The 17296-nt window shown below is 70.0% G+C and carries 15 protein-coding genes; 9 read left to right on the top strand and 6 right to left on the bottom strand.

Annotation, left to right across the window (positions count from 1 at the left end; all coding sequences use genetic code 11):
* Positions 1-14: 14 nt before the first annotated feature.
* The 3 genes from ET989_RS01445 to ET989_RS01435 are packed head-to-tail and all read left to right on the top strand — an operon-like array spanning position 15 to position 3093.
* Positions 15-1307, top strand: coding sequence for a polysaccharide pyruvyl transferase family protein (locus ET989_RS01445; RefSeq protein WP_131166766.1), 1293 nt, complete (start codon positions 15-17; stop codon positions 1305-1307).
* The gene (locus tag ET989_RS01440; protein WP_241656159.1) at positions 1304-2149 is read left to right on the top strand and encodes a glycosyltransferase; all 846 of its coding nucleotides are present in this window, start codon (positions 1304-1306) and stop codon (positions 2147-2149) included. The genes ET989_RS01445 and ET989_RS01440 overlap by 4 nt, the downstream gene beginning before the upstream one ends.
* A complete protein-coding gene (locus tag ET989_RS01435) occupies positions 2143-3093 on the top strand; it encodes a glycosyltransferase (protein ID WP_131166765.1) in 951 nt (316 codons plus the stop codon). Before ET989_RS01440 ends, ET989_RS01435 begins: the two co-directional genes overlap by 7 nt.
* On the opposite strand, the gene ET989_RS01430 is transcribed toward ET989_RS01435, so the two are convergent.
* The 3 genes from ET989_RS01430 to ET989_RS15115 form a co-directional block, all read right to left on the bottom strand.
* Entirely contained in the window at positions 3053-4975 is a 1923-nt protein-coding gene (locus ET989_RS01430) for an asparagine synthase-related protein (protein ID WP_131166764.1), read from the bottom strand. The two genes, ET989_RS01435 and ET989_RS01430, sit on opposite strands and share 41 nt — an antisense overlap.
* An 89-nt stretch (positions 4976-5064) precedes the next feature.
* Positions 5065-5997, bottom strand: coding sequence for a hypothetical protein (locus ET989_RS01425; RefSeq protein ID WP_131166763.1), 933 nt, complete (start codon positions 5995-5997; stop codon positions 5065-5067).
* A 131-nt stretch (positions 5998-6128) separates the two neighbouring features.
* Positions 6129-7490, bottom strand: coding sequence for a right-handed parallel beta-helix repeat-containing protein (locus ET989_RS15115; protein ID WP_180320745.1), 1362 nt, complete (start codon positions 7488-7490; stop codon positions 6129-6131).
* Positions 7491-7965: 475 nt separating this feature from the next.
* Between ET989_RS15115 and ET989_RS15745 the strand changes: the two genes are divergently transcribed.
* The 5 genes from ET989_RS15745 to ET989_RS01395 all read left to right on the top strand — a co-directional run bounded on the left by ET989_RS15745 (position 7966) and on the right by ET989_RS01395 (position 13544).
* Positions 7966-8547 (top strand): CatB-related O-acetyltransferase, encoded by a 582-nt coding sequence (locus tag ET989_RS15745; RefSeq protein ID WP_277751334.1) that lies wholly within the window; start codon positions 7966-7968, stop codon positions 8545-8547.
* Between the two features lie 202 nt (positions 8548-8749).
* On the top strand, positions 8750-9808 hold the full coding sequence (locus ET989_RS01410; RefSeq protein WP_206662168.1) for a PQQ-dependent sugar dehydrogenase: 1059 nt from the start codon (positions 8750-8752) through the stop codon (positions 9806-9808).
* Entirely contained in the window at positions 9805-10866 is a 1062-nt protein-coding gene (locus tag ET989_RS01405) for a phosphotransferase enzyme family protein (protein ID WP_206662167.1), read from the top strand. Before ET989_RS01410 ends, ET989_RS01405 begins: the two co-directional genes overlap by 4 nt.
* Positions 10867-10902: 36 nt before the next feature.
* Complete coding sequence (locus ET989_RS01400; protein ID WP_131166760.1) at positions 10903-11730, top strand: glycosyltransferase family 2 protein; 828 nt, start codon at positions 10903-10905, stop codon at positions 11728-11730.
* Complete coding sequence (locus ET989_RS01395; protein WP_241656158.1) at positions 11727-13544, top strand: ABC transporter ATP-binding protein; 1818 nt, start codon at positions 11727-11729, stop codon at positions 13542-13544. The genes ET989_RS01400 and ET989_RS01395 overlap by 4 nt, the downstream gene beginning before the upstream one ends.
* Here the strand turns inward: ET989_RS01395 and ET989_RS01390 are convergent.
* Both ET989_RS01390 and ET989_RS01385 read right to left on the bottom strand, forming a co-directional pair.
* A complete protein-coding gene (locus ET989_RS01390; RefSeq protein ID WP_131166759.1) occupies positions 13541-14773 on the bottom strand; it encodes an asparagine synthetase B family protein in 1233 nt (410 codons plus the stop codon). The two genes, ET989_RS01395 and ET989_RS01390, sit on opposite strands and share 4 nt — an antisense overlap.
* Before the next feature lie 308 nt (positions 14774-15081).
* Positions 15082-16449 carry a glycosyltransferase family 4 protein gene (locus ET989_RS01385; RefSeq protein WP_131166758.1) on the bottom strand — a complete coding sequence of 456 codons (1368 nt, stop codon included), beginning with the start codon at positions 16447-16449 and terminating at the stop codon, positions 15082-15084.
* 118 nt (positions 16450-16567) lie between these two features.
* Between ET989_RS01385 and ET989_RS01380 the strand changes: the two genes are divergently transcribed.
* Positions 16568-16741, top strand: a complete 174-nt coding sequence (locus ET989_RS01380) for a hypothetical protein (RefSeq protein ID WP_180320744.1) — start codon at positions 16568-16570, stop codon at positions 16739-16741.
* Here ET989_RS01380 and ET989_RS01375 read toward each other — a convergent pair.
* On the bottom strand, positions 16734-17249 hold the full coding sequence (locus tag ET989_RS01375) for a hypothetical protein (protein WP_131166757.1): 516 nt from the start codon (positions 17247-17249) through the stop codon (positions 16734-16736). The two genes, ET989_RS01380 and ET989_RS01375, sit on opposite strands and share 8 nt — an antisense overlap.
* Positions 17250-17296: the final 47 nt, after the last annotated feature.

The raw sequence follows: 17296 nt of genomic DNA, 5'->3' as shown, positions 1-17296 counted from the left end.
CCTATGCTGCGCCCATGAGGCCTCGTCTCCGTCTGGTACTGGCTGGTGCCGCGATTGACAACGGGAACCGCGGGGTGGAGGCGCTGGGCCTGTCGGTTGTGCAAGGCATCCATGAGGCCGCACCCGACAGCCACGTGACGGTCCTGGACGACGGCTGGGGAGTACGTCCCGATCGCGCGCTCGGGCTGGAGGGTGTGCGGGCCGACCTCGTCGGCGTCCGCCGTTCACGGCGCTGGTACCGACCCGAGAGCTGGGCACGGGTGCGTTGGTCCCTCGCGGCGGGCGGGGGGCGCAACCCGGTGGCCACGCGTCTCCTTCGAGCACACGCCGTCCTCGACATCAGTGGCGGGGACAGCTTCACAGACACCTACGGGCCGACACGACTGCGCACCATCTGCGCGCCCAAGCACGCGGCCCTGCACGCGCGCAGGCCGCTGGTGCTGCTTCCCCAGACCATCGGACCGTTCCTGACGCGTCAGGGCAAGGCGGTCGCCGCGAACATCGTGCGCCGCGCCGCCCTGGCTTATGCGCGCGATCCGGACAGTCACGAGCGATTGCTCGCCCTGGCCGGGCCCGATGTCGACCGGGGACGCCTGCGGCAAGGCGTGGACGTGGCGTTCGCGCTGGGTGCCACGGCACCGGACGAGGGTGTCCGGGCGCTCCTCGACCGGGGAGCAGGGGAAGCTCTGGTCGGTGTCAACGTCAGCGGGCTCCTCCTGTCACCGGGCCTGCGCGACCGGTTCGGCGTCCACGATGACTACCTCGCCACGATGGTCGAGGTGGTCCGGCGCCTGGTTCGTGAGGAGGGGGTCCGGGTGGCCCTCGTTCCGCACGTGCACGTGCCGGGGGGTGGTGGCGAGAGCGACCGGGCCGCGATCGAGGCCCTGCTCTCGCAGCTGGACGAACGGGAGCGCGGCCGTGTCCTTGTCGTTCCCGGCGAGTTGCACGCGAGCCAGCTGAAGTGGTGCATCGCGCAGACGGACTGGTTCGTGGGCAGTCGGATGCACGCCACCATCGCGGGCCTCTCCTCGGGGGTTCCCACGTTCGGTTACGCCTACAGCGGCAAGACCGAGGGGGTCTTCGCCACGTGCGGGATGTCGTCCCACGTGGCGGATGCCCGCGCGGTGTCCGGGGAGGAGGCGGTGCGCCTGATGATGGAATCCTTCGCCGCCCGCGACCGGACCCGGGACGAGCTGCAGGAGAAGGTGGCGGTCGTCACCGAACTCGCCCGGCGGCAGTTGGTCGACATGGTCGGGGAGGTGTCCGACTGGCCCCCGGCTCCCGGACGCCGGGGGGTCCGGCGATGAACGCCCGCGCCGACATCCTGATGATCACCCATCGCAGCGCCGGCTACCTGCACCTCACCCTGCCCAGGCTCCTGGACACGCTCGGGCCGGACGACCGTGTCTGGCTGTGGCAGAACGGCAACGACGAGGCGACCCTGGCGGCCCTGCGGCCCTACACCGAAGACCCGCGGGTGCACCGGTTCCACCACAGCCCCGAGAACGTCAAGCTTCGGGAACCCACGACGTGGCTGTGGCGTGAATCCGACGCCCGGTACCTGTCCAAGGTGGACGACGACTGCATGGTCACACCGGGCTGGCTGGACACGTTCGTCGCGGCTCACGAGGCCAACCCCACGTTCGGGGTCGTCTGCAGCTGGCGCCACCCCCCCCAGGACTTCCGTCAGGAACTTGCGCGGAAGAAGATCAGGTCCTTCGCGGGTGGGCACCAGCTCATGATGAACCTGTGGGTCCAGGGCAGCGGCTACCTGATGAAGAGGCAGGTCGTCGAGGAGCTAGGACACCTCGGCCCCGACGAGTCCTTCACCGGGTACTGCATCCGCGCCGCACGGGGCGGTTGGGTGAACGGCTACCACTACCCCTTCGTTCCCGAGGATCACCTGGACGACCCGCGTTCCCCTCACTCTCTCATCCGGACCGACGCTGACCTCCTCGATCGCATGCCCCTGTCGGCGAAGGCCAACGGCGTGACCACGGTGGCGGACTGGGTCGCGCAGTTGGAACAGAGCGCGCTCGTCCTGCAGACGGCCTCCCTCGATCCCAGGGACTATCAAGGATGGCGTCGCCGCCTTGCCAACGCCCGGCGCCGGCTCCGGGCGCTGACGGGGCGCCCGGCCCGATGGTGACCCGGGCGCTGCCGGAACCGCCGGGTCTGGTGGCCCCGGGCGCCACGGAAGCGGACGTGGTCACGGCGGTCGTGACGTACAACAGTGCCGACACCATCGCGCCCTTCCTGGCGGCGCTGGGCCCCGCGCTCGCCGGCGTGGGGAGTTGCCTGGTGGTCTGTGTGGACAACGCGTCAAGCGATGGCACCCCCGAACTCATCCGCACCCTCGCACCGTGGGTGGTCCTGCGGGAACCGGGGCGGAACCTCGGCTACGCCGCGGGCATCAACCTCGCTCTCGAGGGCACCCACTCCCGACGTGGCGTCTACGTGCTGAATCCCGATGCGATCCCCTCGGTGGGAAGCGTCCGCCTCCTGGCCGACGCTGCGGCACGGGACCCCTCACTGGGGATCGCCGTGCCGCGGGTGGTCGACTCGGCCGGCCGCCTCAAGTTCTCGCTCCGGCGGGAGCCCACCATCCTCCGGGCACTGGGGGAGGCCGTCCTGGGCGGGCATCGAGCTGCCCGGTTCCCGGCGCTGGGGGACCAGATCCGTGACCCCGGCCACTACGTGGACGGGGCGACGGCCGACTGGGCCACCGGCGCCGCCCTGTTCATCACCACGGAGGCGGTCCGGCGAGCCGGGGCGTGGGACGAGTCCTTCTTCCTGTACTCCGAGGAGACCGACTACGCCCTGCGTGTGCGGGACGCCGGGTTGGGGTTACGCTTCGTCGCCGGCGCAGAGGTCGAGCACCCGGGCGGACAGATGGAGCAGTCGCCCTGGCTGTGGAGCCTGGTGGCCGTCAACCGGACGCGGCTGTATCGCAAGCGGCACGGGCGCGTGCTCGGTGCGTTCTACTGGCTCGTTGTCTTCTTCAACGAGGTCGTGCGCGCTGCGATGGGCCGGCCCACGCACCGAGCCGCCGTCAAGGCGCTGCTGGTGGGGCCTCACCCGCGGCAAGGTTGATGCTGGAAGCGGGTGGGGCGGTCTCGGCCGAGCGTCTTGCGGCTTCCCGCCGCTGGTAGTCATGCAACCAGAGTTGCGCCGAGGCGACCTTGCCGAGCGTCAGCGCGGGAGCTGTGGGAGTTCCCCTGCGCAACCCTTCGACGGCCCGGTCGATCGCCTCGTCGTCGAGCAGGGGCGTCGCCCCACGTCCCGCCTCCAGCAGCTCGCGGAGGCGCTGCGAGTAGGGAGCGCGTGTCCTCAGCCAGAGGTCGGCGGGGAACACGGTGCGGCGGGCGTCGAGTCGGTCGGCCGGCCCGCTCAGGGGGCTGTGGGCGCGAAGGTGCGGGAGGGCGACCTGCGCCGCCAGGCCGAGGCCTCGCCTGACTCCTGAGACAGGGTGCCGGAGGGTGAGCTTCCCCAGTTGCGCGAGGTAGGGGGTGTCAGCAGCCCAGTAGACGTGGTCGAGCGCACGCGGTGCGTTCCCATCGGAACTGCGCGGCACCTTCGCCGAACGAGGGAACACCTCCCGGTGCACACGCAGGTACCACGCGCCGTGGCGCCTCTGGTCCGGGGTCAGGCGAGCCGTCAGGGCCAGGAGGCGGGCGTCCATGAAGGGAAGCTCGGAGCGCACTCCGATGCGCCGGAGGGCGCTGGTCAGCATCGTGCCCCAGCGCTGCTGACGGTTGTCCATCCTCCAGAAGAGGACCATGTCCGAACGGGCCGCGAGATCCCACTCGCCGAGCGAGTCGGACAGCGACCGGCGAACGGCCGGTTCGGCATCTCCCCGGTGTCCCGCGGCGAGGAAAGGAGCCATGGCCGCAACCTCACCCGCGTACCGCTTCCAGACGACCGACCTCACGGCCTCCGGATCCTGCAGGCCGGTGGCCTTGTCGCTCCCCATCAGGAGGTCACCATTCAGTCCGTTGACGACGAGGTCGCCACAACTCCGCAGCAGGTCGGAGAACCACAGCTCGTACATCTCGCTGGCGCTGTGGGCTCCATCGAGCAGGTCCAGCGAGGAGCGCGCCTGCGCGAGCAGTCGGTCGTCGCTGACCGGGATAGCCAGGTGGGGGAGCCCCAGGGATCGGGCGACCCGGGAGGCGGCACGCCCCTCCGAGGTCCCGACACCGCCGTAGGTGTACGTGAGTGGGCTGTGTCCCAACTGGACGGCCGCCTCGGCGATCGCCCTGCTGTCCAGACCGCCGCTGAGGGCGATGCTCGTCCTCTCGCTTGTCGCCAACACGTCGGCCATCACCGCCGACCAGGTCTCGGCGAACGCGGCCAGCGCGTCGTCGTCGGACAGCGTCTCGTCCGACGGCTGGAACAGCATCTTCCTGGTGCGGTCGACGTGGCCCGTCCGCCAGGACAGCGACGTGCCGCCGGGGAGCAGGGAGGCTCCACTCAGGAGTGTGCGGTCGCCGAGGGGGTGCAGCATGGTCAGGTACTCGAGCAGGCCCTGGGCATCCGCCTGGGCAGCCATGCCGAGGCTCACCAACGAGGCGAGGTGGGTGGACAGCAGGAGAGTCCCGTCGCTGACGCCCCAGAACGTGGGAACAGAACCCAGGCCGTCGTTCGCGACGTGAACCGAACCGTCGGGGTGCAGTGCGGCCGTGACATGGCCGGCCTCGGCGCCGTCCGCGGCGTGCCGCTGCTCCGGGACGTCCAGACCACGCAGGGTCGTGGCGACCGTCACGCTCCCCCCACCGACGCACGGCTGGGCCGAGGCGAAAGATCCTCCGGCGGGCGAGGTGTCCACCAGCGCGGCCGCGGCCGTCGCGGATTCGAGCACCACATGGGAACGGTGCCCCGGGACGCTGGGGCACGCGTGCTCGAGCATGCGGAGCCGCCACGCACGAGCCAGGTCGTCCCCCGGGCCGGCGATGAGCAGGATCTCATGGGACATGGCCGATCACTTCCTCGCTGAGTCGTGGCAAGGCCCATCATCGTGGCGGACGCGTGCGGCGACAAGGCGGACGCCCGCCGCAGGGAACATCAGCGGGTGAGCGGCAGCCCGGTCTCGTGCCACACGTTGCCGGTGAACTCGTTGCCCCGGACGTTGTTGGCGAAGCCGGCGACGGCGCCGGACTTGCCGCACGTGTCGAAGAACTCCGTGGAGAAGTGGTTGTCGATGAAGCGGATGTTCGACCCGTTCGGGTAGGGCTTCCCCGGCAGGCTGCCACCGTAGGCGCAGTAGCTGCCGGTGGTCGACAGCAGGTTGTGCTGGATGAGGTAGTCCTCGACGGGGGCGAAATCGCCGTACATCGGCAGCGCGGCCGAGCAGCCCACCCCGCTGCACTTGATCACGTTGTTGATCAGCGCGTTGTTGGAGCCGCCGTTGTTGGCCACGCCCCCACGATGGGCGCGGGAGTCACCGGTCCGGTCGGAGTAGATGTAGGAGTTGCTGATCGTGGTGTCGTTCCGCACCCGCGAGGAGCGCCCGACGTTGTGGACATGCCCACGATCGAAGGTGTAGCCACAGTCGGGGGAGTACAACGGGATGTCGTCCTCGGCCGCCATGGCCCCGTCCACCTCGACGTACTCGAACAGGACGTTGGCCGGGCAGGAGCCGTCCTCCTTGGCCAGCACCTGAACCATGTAGGTGCCGGTGCCCCGGACGGTGACGTCGCGCACCGTCACGTTGTCGTGTCGCACGGTGAGCCGTCCGGTCACGGTGGTGCGCTCGATGACCTGACCGTCGGCGGTGCTGGACAGGGACCCGGTCTCGGTGACCGCGGGGTAGCGCGGACCGGTGGTGTCAGGCGTCGGCCACTCGCCATACCTCGCAGGCGGAGGCGTCTCCTCGCCGCGGGCCACACAACCGGTCAGGGCGAGGAGGAGCGTGGCGGCTGCAATCAGCCACCGGCTCGTGCCGCCCGGCGACCTCGAAGGAGAGCGGCAGCGCGAACCTCGGTGTCCGGCGTTCATCGTGGGGAGCCTCCCGGAAGAGCTGTGTAAGCCATCATCCGCGAAGAGTCCGGCCGGGGCAAGGCGATGCTCAGGTGGGCCACGACCAGGTCTGGTCGTGGCCCACCAGGGCTGGCGCTGCAGGGGTCAGGTCAGCGCGTGAGCCGCAGCCCGGTCTCGTGCCACACGTTGCCGGTGAACTCGTTGCCCCGGACGTTGTTGGCGAAGCCGGCGACGGTACCGTACTTGCCGCAGGTGTCGAAGAACTCCGTCGAGAAGTGGTTGTCGATGAAGCGGATGTTCGACCCGTTCGGGTAGGGCTTCCCCGGCAGGCTGCCACCGTAGGCGCAGTAGCCGCCGGTGGTCGACAGCAGGTTGTGCTGGATGAGGTAGTCCTCGACGGGGGCGAAATCGCCGTACATCGGCAGCGCGGCCGAGCAGCCCACCCCGCTGCACTTGATCACGTTGTTGATCAGCGCGTTGTTGGAGCCGCCGTTGTTGGCCACGCCCCCACGATGGGCGCGGGAGTCACCGGTCCGGTCGGAGTAGATGTAGGAGTTGCTGATCGTGGTGTCGTTCCGCACCCGCGAGGAGCGCCCGACGTTGTGGACATGCCCACGATCGAAGGTGTAGCCACAGTCGGGGGAGTACAACGGGATGTCGTCCTCGGCCGCCATGGCCCCGTCCACCTCGACGTACTCGAACAGGACGTTGGCCGGGCAGGAGCCGTCCTCCTTGGCCAGCACCTGAACCATGTAGGTGCCGGTGCCCCGGACGGTGACGTCGCGCACCGTCACGTTGTCGTGTCGCACGGTGAGCCGTCCGGTCACGGTGGTGCGCTCGATGACCTGACCGTCGGCGGTGCTGGACAGGGACCCGGTCTCGGTGACCGCGGGGTAGCGCGGACCGGTGGTGTCAGGCGTCGGCCACTCGCCGTAGCCCGTGACAGGAGGTGTCGTCGGCGTGGGGGTCGGCGTCGGCGTCGGCGTGGGGGTGGGCGTCGGCGTGGGGGTCGGCGTCGGCGTGGGGGTGGGCGTCGGCGTGGGGGTCGGCGTCGGCGTGGGGGTGGGCGTCGGCGTGGGGGTCGGCGTCGGGGTCGGCGCGGACGTCGTCGAGAAGGATTCACCGTCGATGGAGCTGTTGGTGACGGTGGCGGGGCGCCTCTCGGAGAACATGAAGTCGTTCCGGCAACCGTTGACCGCGACCGAGTCGGCGGTGTAGTTGCCGAACACGATGCCGTTGGTCCGGTCGCCGGTGCAGGCGACGGTCGTGTTCTCGATCCTCGTCCCCTCCGCACCGTCGAAGATGCGGATCGAGTGCGAACTCCCGCCGTAGGTGACGCGGGTGTTGCGAATCGTCACGTCATCGGCCTGGACCGCGATGACTCCTCGGACGTCGCGGCCGTCGATGACCGTACCGGGCTCGGTGACGGTGATAGACCCCGAGGGGGTGAGGGCGATCTGATCAGGAACGCCGGGGGCGGCAGCCTGGGCGGATGAGGCGAAGCCGGTCATCAGGCCGGCGCAGAGAAGCAGCGATGCGGGAATCGCCAGCCAACGTCTCGTGATGGTGCCCCGTGGGGCATGAGGGCGGACGAAGATGTCAGCCATGGGGGTACTCCCTCGTTCTAGTTGGTGAGGTGTGGGCGAACTCGACGGAGGGCCGGGCGCCCGGGAGACGGACCCAAATACCTTAACTTATCCTGTGAGTTTCTCAGAATCCTGCGTGTGGGAGGTGGCAACCCGGGGCGGATGGCTGCCTTCAGGCCCGGGGCTGGCCCCGCCGGTGGGCTAATGTGGGAACATGCCCCAGCACTTGGGGAGGCTCCGACGGCAGGGGGTTTCGCTCATGGTCCGTATGGCTGGCTACCTCCGAGCCTCCCCCGACCGAGCACCCTTCCTGAACGGGACGCGAGGTCCCGCGGTGTGGGTGCGGAAGGCAACCGCCAAGCTGCGGCGAGCCGCGGAAAGGCTCGATCCCGCACGTGAGGTGACCCTCCCGCCCGGCACCAGACTGGATGCGAGGCCCGACCTGCGCCAGTACGACATCGGACGCTTCTCCTGGGGCCACGTCACCGTGTCCAACCGGTCCCCGGGGGCACGCTTCAGCATGGGGCAGTTCTGTTCGTTGGCCTACGGATGCCACGTGCTGTTGGGCGGCGAGCATCGGGCCGACTTCGTGTCGACCTACCGCTTCCCCGCGTATGAGCCGTTCCGGGAGGTCTTCAGCGATCCGGGCCTGGAGACGTCGACATCCAAGGGCGACGTCCTGATCGGCAACGATGTCTGGATCGGGCACCAGTCGTTGATCATGTCCGGCGTGGAGGTGGGCGACGGCGCGGTGGTGGGCGCCGGGAGCGTGGTCCGCCGGAGCGTGCCGCCCTACGCCATCGTGGCGGGCAACCCTGCTCGGGTCCTGGGGTTCCGATTCCCGCCGGAGCAGATCGAGGCGCTACTGCGGATCAGATGGTGGGACTGGCCGGTCGAGCAGATCATGGAGCACCTGCCCCTGCTCGCATCACACGACGTCCAGGCGTTCATCGATGCCTGCGAGCCGCCGGCACCTGCCTGAGGTCGGCGGCGGCCCTGCACGGCCGTTGACATGTCCGCCCGGAGGTGGTGCCATGGGCAGAGCCTGCTCGGAGGTGGCGATGACGTATCCCTGGAGGCGCCGGGTCAGGTGGACCTCACTGGCCGTCGGCGCGGCTGTCGTCCTGACGGCGTGCGGAGCGCCGGAGCCGGAGCGTGTCAGCGGACCTGCCCCACGGCCGTCGATGACCGAGCCACGGGCCCCCGCGCCGTCCCTTTCCACGACACCCGAACCGACGACCACCCCGAGTGATCGCGGCACGCCGGGAGGCATCCTCGAGACGGCCAGCGTCGCGACCGGGCTGCAGACCCCCTGGGGCGTCGCGTTCCTCCCCGACGGTTCGGCCCTGGTGACCCTGCGCGACTCGGCTGAGGTGCTGCGCGTCGACGACCGCGGGCAGACGCGCCTCAGCGCCGACGGCCCCGGCGGTGCGGTGCCGGCGGTTCACCACGAGAGCGAGGACGGACTCCTGGGCATCGCCATCGGCCCGGACCACGGCATCTACCTGTACCTGACGACGGACCGCGACAACCGGGTGGTGCGCTACAACCTCGACGGCGACGACCTGGTCGATCCGACGGTGATCATCGACGGTATCCCCTCGCACCAGAACCACAACGGGGGCCGGCTGGCGTTCGGTCCGGACGGCTACCTCTACGTGACCACCGGGGACGCCCGCCAACAGGACCGAGCGCAGGACACGGACAGCTTGGCGGGGAAGATTCTCCGCTTGACGCCCACGGGGGACCCGGCGCCGGGGAACCCGTTCGGCAACGCCGTGTGGAGCTACGGGCACCGCAACGTCCAGGGCATCGGCTGGGCGTCCGACGGGCGGATGTACGCCTCCGAGTTCGGGACCAACGAGTTCGACGAGCTGAACCTCATCGAGCCGGGCGGGAACTACGGCTGGCCGGACATCGAGGGGTGGGCGGGGCGCTCCGGGTTCATCGACCCGCTGGTGACCTGGCCCACCGACGAGGCGTCGCCCTCGGGCATCACCGTCACCGACGACGGTGTCTGGATGGCGGCGCTGCGCGGCGAGACGCTGTGGTTCATTCCCCTCGGCCCCGGGGGCGAGGTGGGCGAGCCCCGTCCACACCGGCTGGGGATCGGGCGCCTTCGGGACGTGGTGCCGGCGCCGGACGGTTCGCTGTGGGTGATGACGTCGAACACGGACGGACGCGGCAGGCCGAAGGCCGGGGACGACCGGATCCTCCGCCTCGTGGTCCGGCCGCCATCGTGAGGGCGACCCGCGTGCAGGCCTCGGTGGGCGAGTCACCGGCAGTGGCGGCTCGCCGCGCGCTGGCGGGGTTCGGCCTCGAGGACGCCAGCGCGGTGTCGATCGAACCCCTGGGCGGGTACCGGACGACCGGTAACAGCCTGCGCGTGAGGGCGGGGGGAGAGGCGTGGGTCCTCAAGCGCCACACATCCGCCGCGGAGATCGGGCGGCTCGAGGCGTCCCACCGCTTGGAGGAACGTCTTGCCACGGAGGGCTTCCCCACAGCTCCGCTGCGGCGCTCGCTCGAGGGCGAGACGTTGTTCCCGGACGGCCCTGCCCGGTACTCCCTCCACGCCTGGGTCAGCGGGCAGCAGTTGGAGATCGCCGACCGGGACGCGGCCCTGGCGCAGGATCCCGGGCTGGTCGTCTCCTTCGGGGCCATGTTGGGCACGCTCCACCGCATCAGCGCGGGGCTCGAGCCCAGCGCAGGCGGTGTCTCCGCCGTCGAAGCGGCGGGGCGCCTCCAGGGTCCGGCACACGCGCTGAGGGCGCTCCGACGCCCGCGTCGGACCGGGCTCTCGCACTGGCACTCGTTGCGACTCAAGCGCCACAAGTCCGACTTCGACCGCTGGATCATCGACGTGCTGCCGGAGGTGGCTGATTCGGTGAGGTGGCTCGCCGGGCGGTCCCTGGGGCGAGGCCTGACGACCGCTGACGTCGGGCTGATCCACAACGACATCAACTGGGAAAACCTGGTGTTCGACGACGAGTTGCGCGTGGCCGGCCTGCTCGACTTCGACAACGCCATCCCGGCCCCCTGGAGCCAGGAAGTCGGGGCGGCCGCCGTGGTCCTCGCCGGTACCCGGGCGGAACACGTCGACGCGTTCGTCGGAGCCTACGAGGAGGTTGCGGGTCGCCCCATCGACCGAACTGCGCTCCACCTGGGCATGAGGCTGAAGTGCACCCAGTCCCTCCTCAATTCGATCAACACCTACCTGCGCGGTGACGTCCGCGACATCGACCTCCTGTCCTCGTGGTGTGTGCACCTGCACGCTTCCTTGGTGGAGCTGGGACGGGCCTGAGATGCCTTCACCATCCGAGACCGGGAGGCTGCACCCATGAGCGCGATCATCATCCCGGCGCACAACGAGGAGCGGGGAATAGGGCGGCTGCTCGATGCGCTCGCACCCGGGGCCCCGGACGCCGAGATCGTGGTGGTCGCCAACGGGTGCACCGACCGCACCGCTGCGGTCGCCCGGGAACGCGGGGTCCTCGTGCTGGAGACGCCGGTCCCCTCCAAGATCCACGCGCTCGCCCTCGGAGACCGGGCGGTTTCCGCGTTCCCTCGCATCTACGTGGACGGGGACGTCGTGATCGGTGCGGCCGACATCCAGGCCTTGTGCGCGGCTCTCACGCAGCCGGGTGTCCACGCTGTAGGCCCGACCCGACGGTTCGACATGACAGGGGTGGCCCGCTCCGTGCGCCTGTTCTACTCAGTCTGGCAGGACCTTGACGCGGTGCGTGACGAGTTGTTCGGGCGAGGGGTCATCGCCGTCGACGAGGTCGGGCACCAGCGGATCGCCGACTGGGCCGAGGTGATGTCGGACGACCTGCACGTGGCCCTCAGCTTCTCGCCGGAGGAACGCCGCGTCGTGTCGGACGCCTTCGTCACTATCTGGCCGCCGAAGACCTATGCGGACCTGCTGCGCCGACGGGTCCGTGCGATGCACGGCAACAGGACTGTTCAAGAGCGGGCAGTGGCGGCTGGCCGGAGGAGGGTGGCTGGGTCGGGAGCCTCGCTGCTCCGCCTGGTGACCCAGGACCCCAGGCGGCTGTGGGCGTCCGCTGTGTTCGTGGCGACGGCGGTCTGGGCGAAGGCCCGGGGGCGTCTCCATGCGGCGCAGGGCCGGACCGTGTGGCTGCGCGACGAGAGTAGCCGGTCGTGAGTGACATCCGCCCTGGCGGCCGGGCAGGTCGCCGCGGGCCGATCGCGGCCGTCACGGCGATGCGCCGAGCGTGGGGCCGGCTCAGCCCGTTCTTCGGAGGTGCGCGGAAGCAGATCGCGGTGCTGATCGCGCTGGCCGTCATCGCGGGGCTCGTGGAGGCTGCGCTGCTCGCTCTCATCGCCACGATCGCTGCCGCCCTGTCGGAGGGGGCCGACACCATCAGCGTCGGGCTCGGGCCCTGGGCCGGGGACGCGTCGCGGCCCCTGGCGTTCGGGATCGCGGCCGGGTTGGCGCTCGCTCGGGCGGGGCTGCACCTGTGGCTCGCGCATCTGCCGGCGCGGATGAGTGCCCAGGTGCTGGCCAGGCTCCGCTCTCAGCTCTTCAGCTCCTTCACCGGCAGTTCCTGGTCGGTGAAGGCCGACGAGCGGGAGGGGCGCTTCCAGACCCTGATGAACGTCGCCGTCCGCGAGAGCGCGCAAGCCGTGATCAACGTGGCGGCCGGCATGACTGCGGCCGTGATGTTCACGACCATGGTCGTCGCAGCCTTCCTCCAGAGCGTGGTCGGCGCCGCGAGTCTGGTGGTCACCTCCGTGGTCCTCTACATCGCCCTGCGACCGCTGTCGAGGGGGCTGCGACGGCAGGCCCAGGTGCTCAGCCGTGAAGTGGTCGAGTTCACGGAGGCCGTGCAGGAGATCGTGGCGTCCGCAGAGGAGGTCGAGGCTTTCGGCGCCACCGACAGCTACCGGGCCGGGTTCCACCGCAGGGTCGAAGAAGTTCGGCGACCGCACGAACGCACGCGTTTCCTCGCCGCTGCGGTCCCCGGTCTCTACCAGAGCGCTGCCCTCCTGATGTTGGTGTTGGCGCTGGCGGCCATCTCGGTCTCGGGTACTGCCCGGCTCGCGGCGCTCGCGGCCGTCGTCCTGCTCCTCATCCGCTCCTTCACGTATGCCCAGCAGATGCAGGCGGCGCTGGCCAGCCTCGACGAGCGCGCCCCGTTCATGGACCAGGTCGCGGACGCCCTGACGCTGTACCGAACCCATCCGTACCAGGACGGCACGGAGGACCTCGGGTCGATCACCACGCTCGGCATGGACCGGGTGAGCTTCGCCTACCGTCCCGGACGTGACGTGCTGCGCGACATCACCTTCGAGGTCTCCCGCGGGGAGGCGATCGGGATCGTCGGTCCGTCCGGCGCGGGGAAGTCCTCGATCGTGCAACTGCTTCTTCGCCTGCGCGAACCGACGGCGGGGGCCGTGCGCGTCGATGGCCGCGACGTCCGACGGGTCCGGCGAGAGCCGTGGCGGGAGCAGGTCGCGTACCTGCCCCAGCACTCCCAACTGATCTGGGGCACGGTGCGGGACAACATCCGTTTCCACCGCGAGTGGTTGGATGACGGTGACATCGTGGCAGCCGCCCGACTGGCCCACGTCCACGACGAGATCGTCTCGTGGCCGCAGGGTTACGACACGGTGGTCGGGCAACGCGCGAGTGCGGTGTCCGGGGGGCAGCGTCAGCGGCTCTGCCTGGCGCGCGCACTGGCCGGTCGTCCGCGCGTCCTCATCCTCGATGAACCCACCAGCGCGCTCGACGTCCGGTCGGAAGAACTGGTCCAGGCGTCCCTGGGGGCGGCGAAGCCCGACATGATCCTCGTGCTGGTCGCGCACCGCCTGTCCACCCTGTCGCTGTGCGACCGGATCATGGTGGTGGTGGACGGGCGGATCTCGGCCATCGGGTCGCGCGCGGACCTGCTCGAGCAGAGTGACTTCTTCCGTCAGGTGAACGAAATCACGCAGCGCGCGCAGGACCGCGACTAGGACGTGTGCCGGGCAGCACGGGCGTAGAGCGCCGACTTCCAGTGCTTGCGGAAGCGGGCCTCCAGGTGGGTGAACCGGTTCTTCGGATTGATGGGGTAGTCCAGGAGCCGCGGCCACAGCTGCCCGGTCAGGTCTCGGAAGAACCGCCAGTCGTCGGGCTGCCGCAGCGAGGGGTCAACGCCCAGGAAGCACTCGATCAGGCTGCGCGAGTTGAAGGGGCTCACCGCCTCCTCCACGATGTCGAACTCGGACCGCACGGCTCCCAGCCAAGCGCTCAGTCTCTGTTCCCAGTAGAAGAGCGCCCAGGGATGGATTCCGGACACCTCGATCGCCGGTCCGGCGTCCTCGAACCACTGACCGAGTTGCGCGACAGCGAAGGCGCTGTCGCGCATGTGCACCGCCTCCGCCAGCCCCTCGGTCGTCATGTCCTGGCGCACGATCCAGGGAAGCCGTGCGATCTCGCAGACGTTCCCGTTAACGGTCACCCACTGCCCGCCGGGGCGGGGAGGTGTCTGGGCCAGCGCGGCTGCCTGGTCGGCCGTCTGCTGGTGGAACGGCGTGAAGGATGCGGCGATGGAGCGTGCGAGCGGGTGCGTCGACAGGGGTTGGACGGGTATCACTCGGTGAGACAGCCCGAGTTCCTTCGTCATCCGTCGGGGGATGGCGATGTCGGGTGTCAGGCGCGTCGCGCCGGTCTTCTTGAGGGTGTAGTAGGTCATCTGCCCGACGTAGTCACGGGCAGCGGCGAGCAGCAAGCGCGAGTCCTGTCCCGCCGTCAGGGCCATGGCGAGGGGGAACCGCGCGGTGGCGGCGGAGAACGCCCCTCTCAGGGAGCCGCCCGACCGGGCCATCGCCGTGTCCTGGTCCACCGCCGCGATGGGCGCGACGGGCCAGTAGCGGCGCGCCTGGCCGACGGTGAGGTCGAGGCAGTGGTTCGGAAGGAGCCGTTGGACCCCGATGAAGGCAGATCCGCTCCCTGGCCAGAAGCCCGTGGCCCCCGCGCGAAAGACCCCGATGCTGCGCAGTTCGTCCAGGTGCTCCAGGTCCAGCCTGTTCCCCCCCAAGCGGGCGATCAGCTCCGGTCGCGATCCGCACCACAGCGCCCCGGCTCCGTCGCGCCCGTAGTGAACCTGGCGCAGCCCGGCCGCATCGTGGAACACCACCGCCTCGTCGTCGTCGAAGTAGAGGGCCGCCCAGCGTCCGGTGAGGTCATCGAAGGACTTCAGCACGCTGGACAGGGTTGGTGACTTCCCCAAGACGTCCATCACGACCGTCCGGTCGTCCCGCGAAGGGTGTGCGGGGTCCAGTACATGGCCCAGGAGGATGAGGCTGCGGCATCGCTCGTCCGCACGCATGCACGCAAGATCGGGATGGACCGACAACACGAGATCCGTGCCCACCCGGTGGCGGCTCCAGCCGTGCAGAAGGTCAGGGGAGTGCGGGCCGAGGATGAACTGCCGCCTGTACTCCGCGCGGTCTGCTCGTGGTGCTCCCAGCGGTGCCATGGGAATCTCCCTCTTCTCCGGGTTGGCCGTTCTCACTCGCCCCGTAGGGCACCCCGCCCGCGTGACGCGATGAAGTGGCGGACCTCGGCGTCGTCGCGCAGGTCGACGTAGGGACGTCCGGCCTTGTCGACCCCGGCGGGTGGCTCGGTGAACGGGGTGTCGTCAGCGCCTCCTGTCCCGGAGCCGCCGACCAGCTCGTCGTACACGCCGATGTAGGCCCGTGCCTGGGGGCGCCAGTCCAGCTCGGAAGCCACGCGGTGGCGCGCGCGCAGCCCCAACTCGACCCGCAGGTCGGGGTCGTCGAGGAGCCGCTCGACGGCGTCCGCGAAGGCGATGATGTCCCCACTGGGCACGTACAGGACTGCATCGCTGCCTGACACGCGCGTCTCGACCAGGTCGAAGGCGACCGACGGGAGGCCGTAGGCCATGTACTCCATGGTCTTGTTCATCGTGGAGAGGTCATTCAGCGGCGTCTTCAGGTCGGGGCCCAGGCCGATGTCCGCGGCGCTGAGCCGGGTGGCGATCTCGTCACGGTCGACGCGTCCGGTGAAGGTCACCCACGGGTCGAGCCCCATGTCGGTGCACTGCCTGCGCAGGTCCTCGAGGCAGTCGCCGAACCCCATAAGTGTCGCCTGCACGTCACGGCGTCCGCGGCGGCGCAGCTCGTCCATCACGAGGAGCAACTGGTCGACCCCGTCCTGTGGGCCCATGATGCCGAGGTAGACCAGCTCGTGGGGCTTGTCGCCCGTCGCCTCGACGCGCAGGGGGCGCATGGCGTGGGTGTCGGGGCCGCTCCGCACGACCGTCACCAGGTGTGGTGCCAGCCCACCGCGCTCGATGGCGATACGCCGGTACGACTCGTTGGTGGAGATCACGCGGTCCGCCGCACGGAAGGTCATGCGCTCCAGCCACAGCAGGCCGCGGTACAGCGCCTTCCCCTTCGCGCCGGTGGGCTGCCCGAACCTGGACAGGTACAGCTCCGGGTTGAGGTCGTGGTGGTCGAAGATGAAACGGACGCCGGCGGGTCGCCACAGCCGTGCGAGCAGCCAGTACGTGTCGGGTGGGTTGCAGGCCTGCAGGATGGTGAAGGGCCGACGCGCACGGACGGCGATACTCAGGATCGCGGTGCGCAGCCAGCAGTAGACGAACTCGAGCGCGTACCCCGGCAGCCCCTCGGCCTGCGGTGGCGGTGCGTACTTGTAGAGATGCACGCCATCAATCACCTGGCGCACCGGGTCACCGGGGCCCGCGGGGCAGATGACGCTGACCTCGTAGCCGTGCGACACCAGCTCCCGGCACTCGAGCCAGACGCGACGGTCGAAGGGGACGGGCAGGTTCTGCACGATGATCAGCACATGCGGGCGGGCGGCCTGCCGCGTCGCCCTCACCGACTGCTCCATGCCTGATGGTAGCGCCAGCCCGAGCCGCTCGGTCAGGGCTGGGCCGCGATCGATGGCGATTGGGTCGGATGAGATTATCAATCACCGGCGATCAAGTCTTGGACATGTCAAGGTCTGCGTGCGACGCTGGGCGGGTCACCAGGGAGGTTCGAGGAAGCGCGTCATCACCAACCTCGGCGTCCTCGACTGCGCGGGAACTCACTACGTGCTGCGCGAGCTCGCCCCGGGCGTGGGCGTCGACGACCTGGTCGCCGCGACGGACGCCAGGGTCGACACCTCCCAGCTCATCTGAGGCCGAACGCGACCGCGGCGAGGACGAGGGTCGCCGCCACGACGCTGCCGAGGCGCTCGAGCAGGCGGCTGTGCCGGCCCAGGAACACCGACCAGGCGCCCTTGCTGAGCGCCATCGCCAGGCCGACCGCCCACGACCGCGAGAACCCGAACACGGTGGCGACCAGCAGCGTCTGCCACCACGGCAGGTGGAACATCACGAGCGCCCACGCGGTGATGTAGGACGCCGCGCTGGGGATCAGCGTGCGCACGCCTGTGCCGTACTCGAAGCCGAACCAGGCGATGCCGCGGGCCATGCCCTGCGCGAACACCTCCTGGGGGATGAGCGTCTCGCGCTGAGGGAGGCGCAGCTTGGCCTGGGTGAGGTCGAGCAGCAGCAGTCCCAGGGTGACCGCGACCGCGGCCATCGCGCGCACCGGCAGGGGCAGGACCGACGCGAGCCCGGACGCCACGGCCAGGCCGAGGCCGGTGACGGCACCACCGAGGGTTGTGCCGACCGCGAACGCCACCCACAGGGGAAGGGGGGAGGATTGGCCTCGAACCGAAGCCAACAGCG

Source organism: Propioniciclava sinopodophylli (assembly GCF_004324755.1).
In the GTDB taxonomy this organism is placed as follows: domain Bacteria; phylum Actinomycetota; class Actinomycetes; order Propionibacteriales; family Propionibacteriaceae; genus Propioniciclava; species Propioniciclava sinopodophylli.
The sequence above is the reverse complement of the archived record's forward strand: the minus strand, read 5'-3'. Positions and strand labels throughout refer to the sequence as shown.

Bases quoted from the DNA above. Each gene is read 5' to 3' on its own strand.
- ET989_RS15115 (WP_180320745.1), bottom strand. From the start codon at position 7,490: ATGACCGGCTTCGCCTCATCCGCCCAGGCTGCCGCCCCCGGCGTTCCT.
- ET989_RS01385 (WP_131166758.1), bottom strand. From the start codon at position 16,449: ATGGAGCAGTCGGTGAGGGCGACGCGGCAGGCCGCCCGCCCGCATGTG.
- ET989_RS01440 (WP_241656159.1), top strand. From the start codon at position 1,304: ATGAACGCCCGCGCCGACATCCTGATGATCACCCATCGCAGCGCCGGC.
- ET989_RS01410 (WP_206662168.1), top strand. From the start codon at position 8,750: ATGACCGAGCCACGGGCCCCCGCGCCGTCCCTTTCCACGACACCCGAA.
- ET989_RS01445 (WP_131166766.1), top strand. From the start codon at position 15: ATGAGGCCTCGTCTCCGTCTGGTACTGGCTGGTGCCGCGATTGACAAC.
- ET989_RS01400 (WP_131166760.1), top strand. From the start codon at position 10,903: ATGAGCGCGATCATCATCCCGGCGCACAACGAGGAGCGGGGAATAGGG.
- ET989_RS01430 (WP_131166764.1), bottom strand. From the start codon at position 4,975: ATGTCCCATGAGATCCTGCTCATCGCCGGCCCGGGGGACGACCTGGCT.
- ET989_RS01435 (WP_131166765.1), top strand. From the start codon at position 2,143: ATGGTGACCCGGGCGCTGCCGGAACCGCCGGGTCTGGTGGCCCCGGGC.
- ET989_RS01425 (WP_131166763.1), bottom strand. From the start codon at position 5,997: ATGAACGCCGGACACCGAGGTTCGCGCTGCCGCTCTCCTTCGAGGTCG.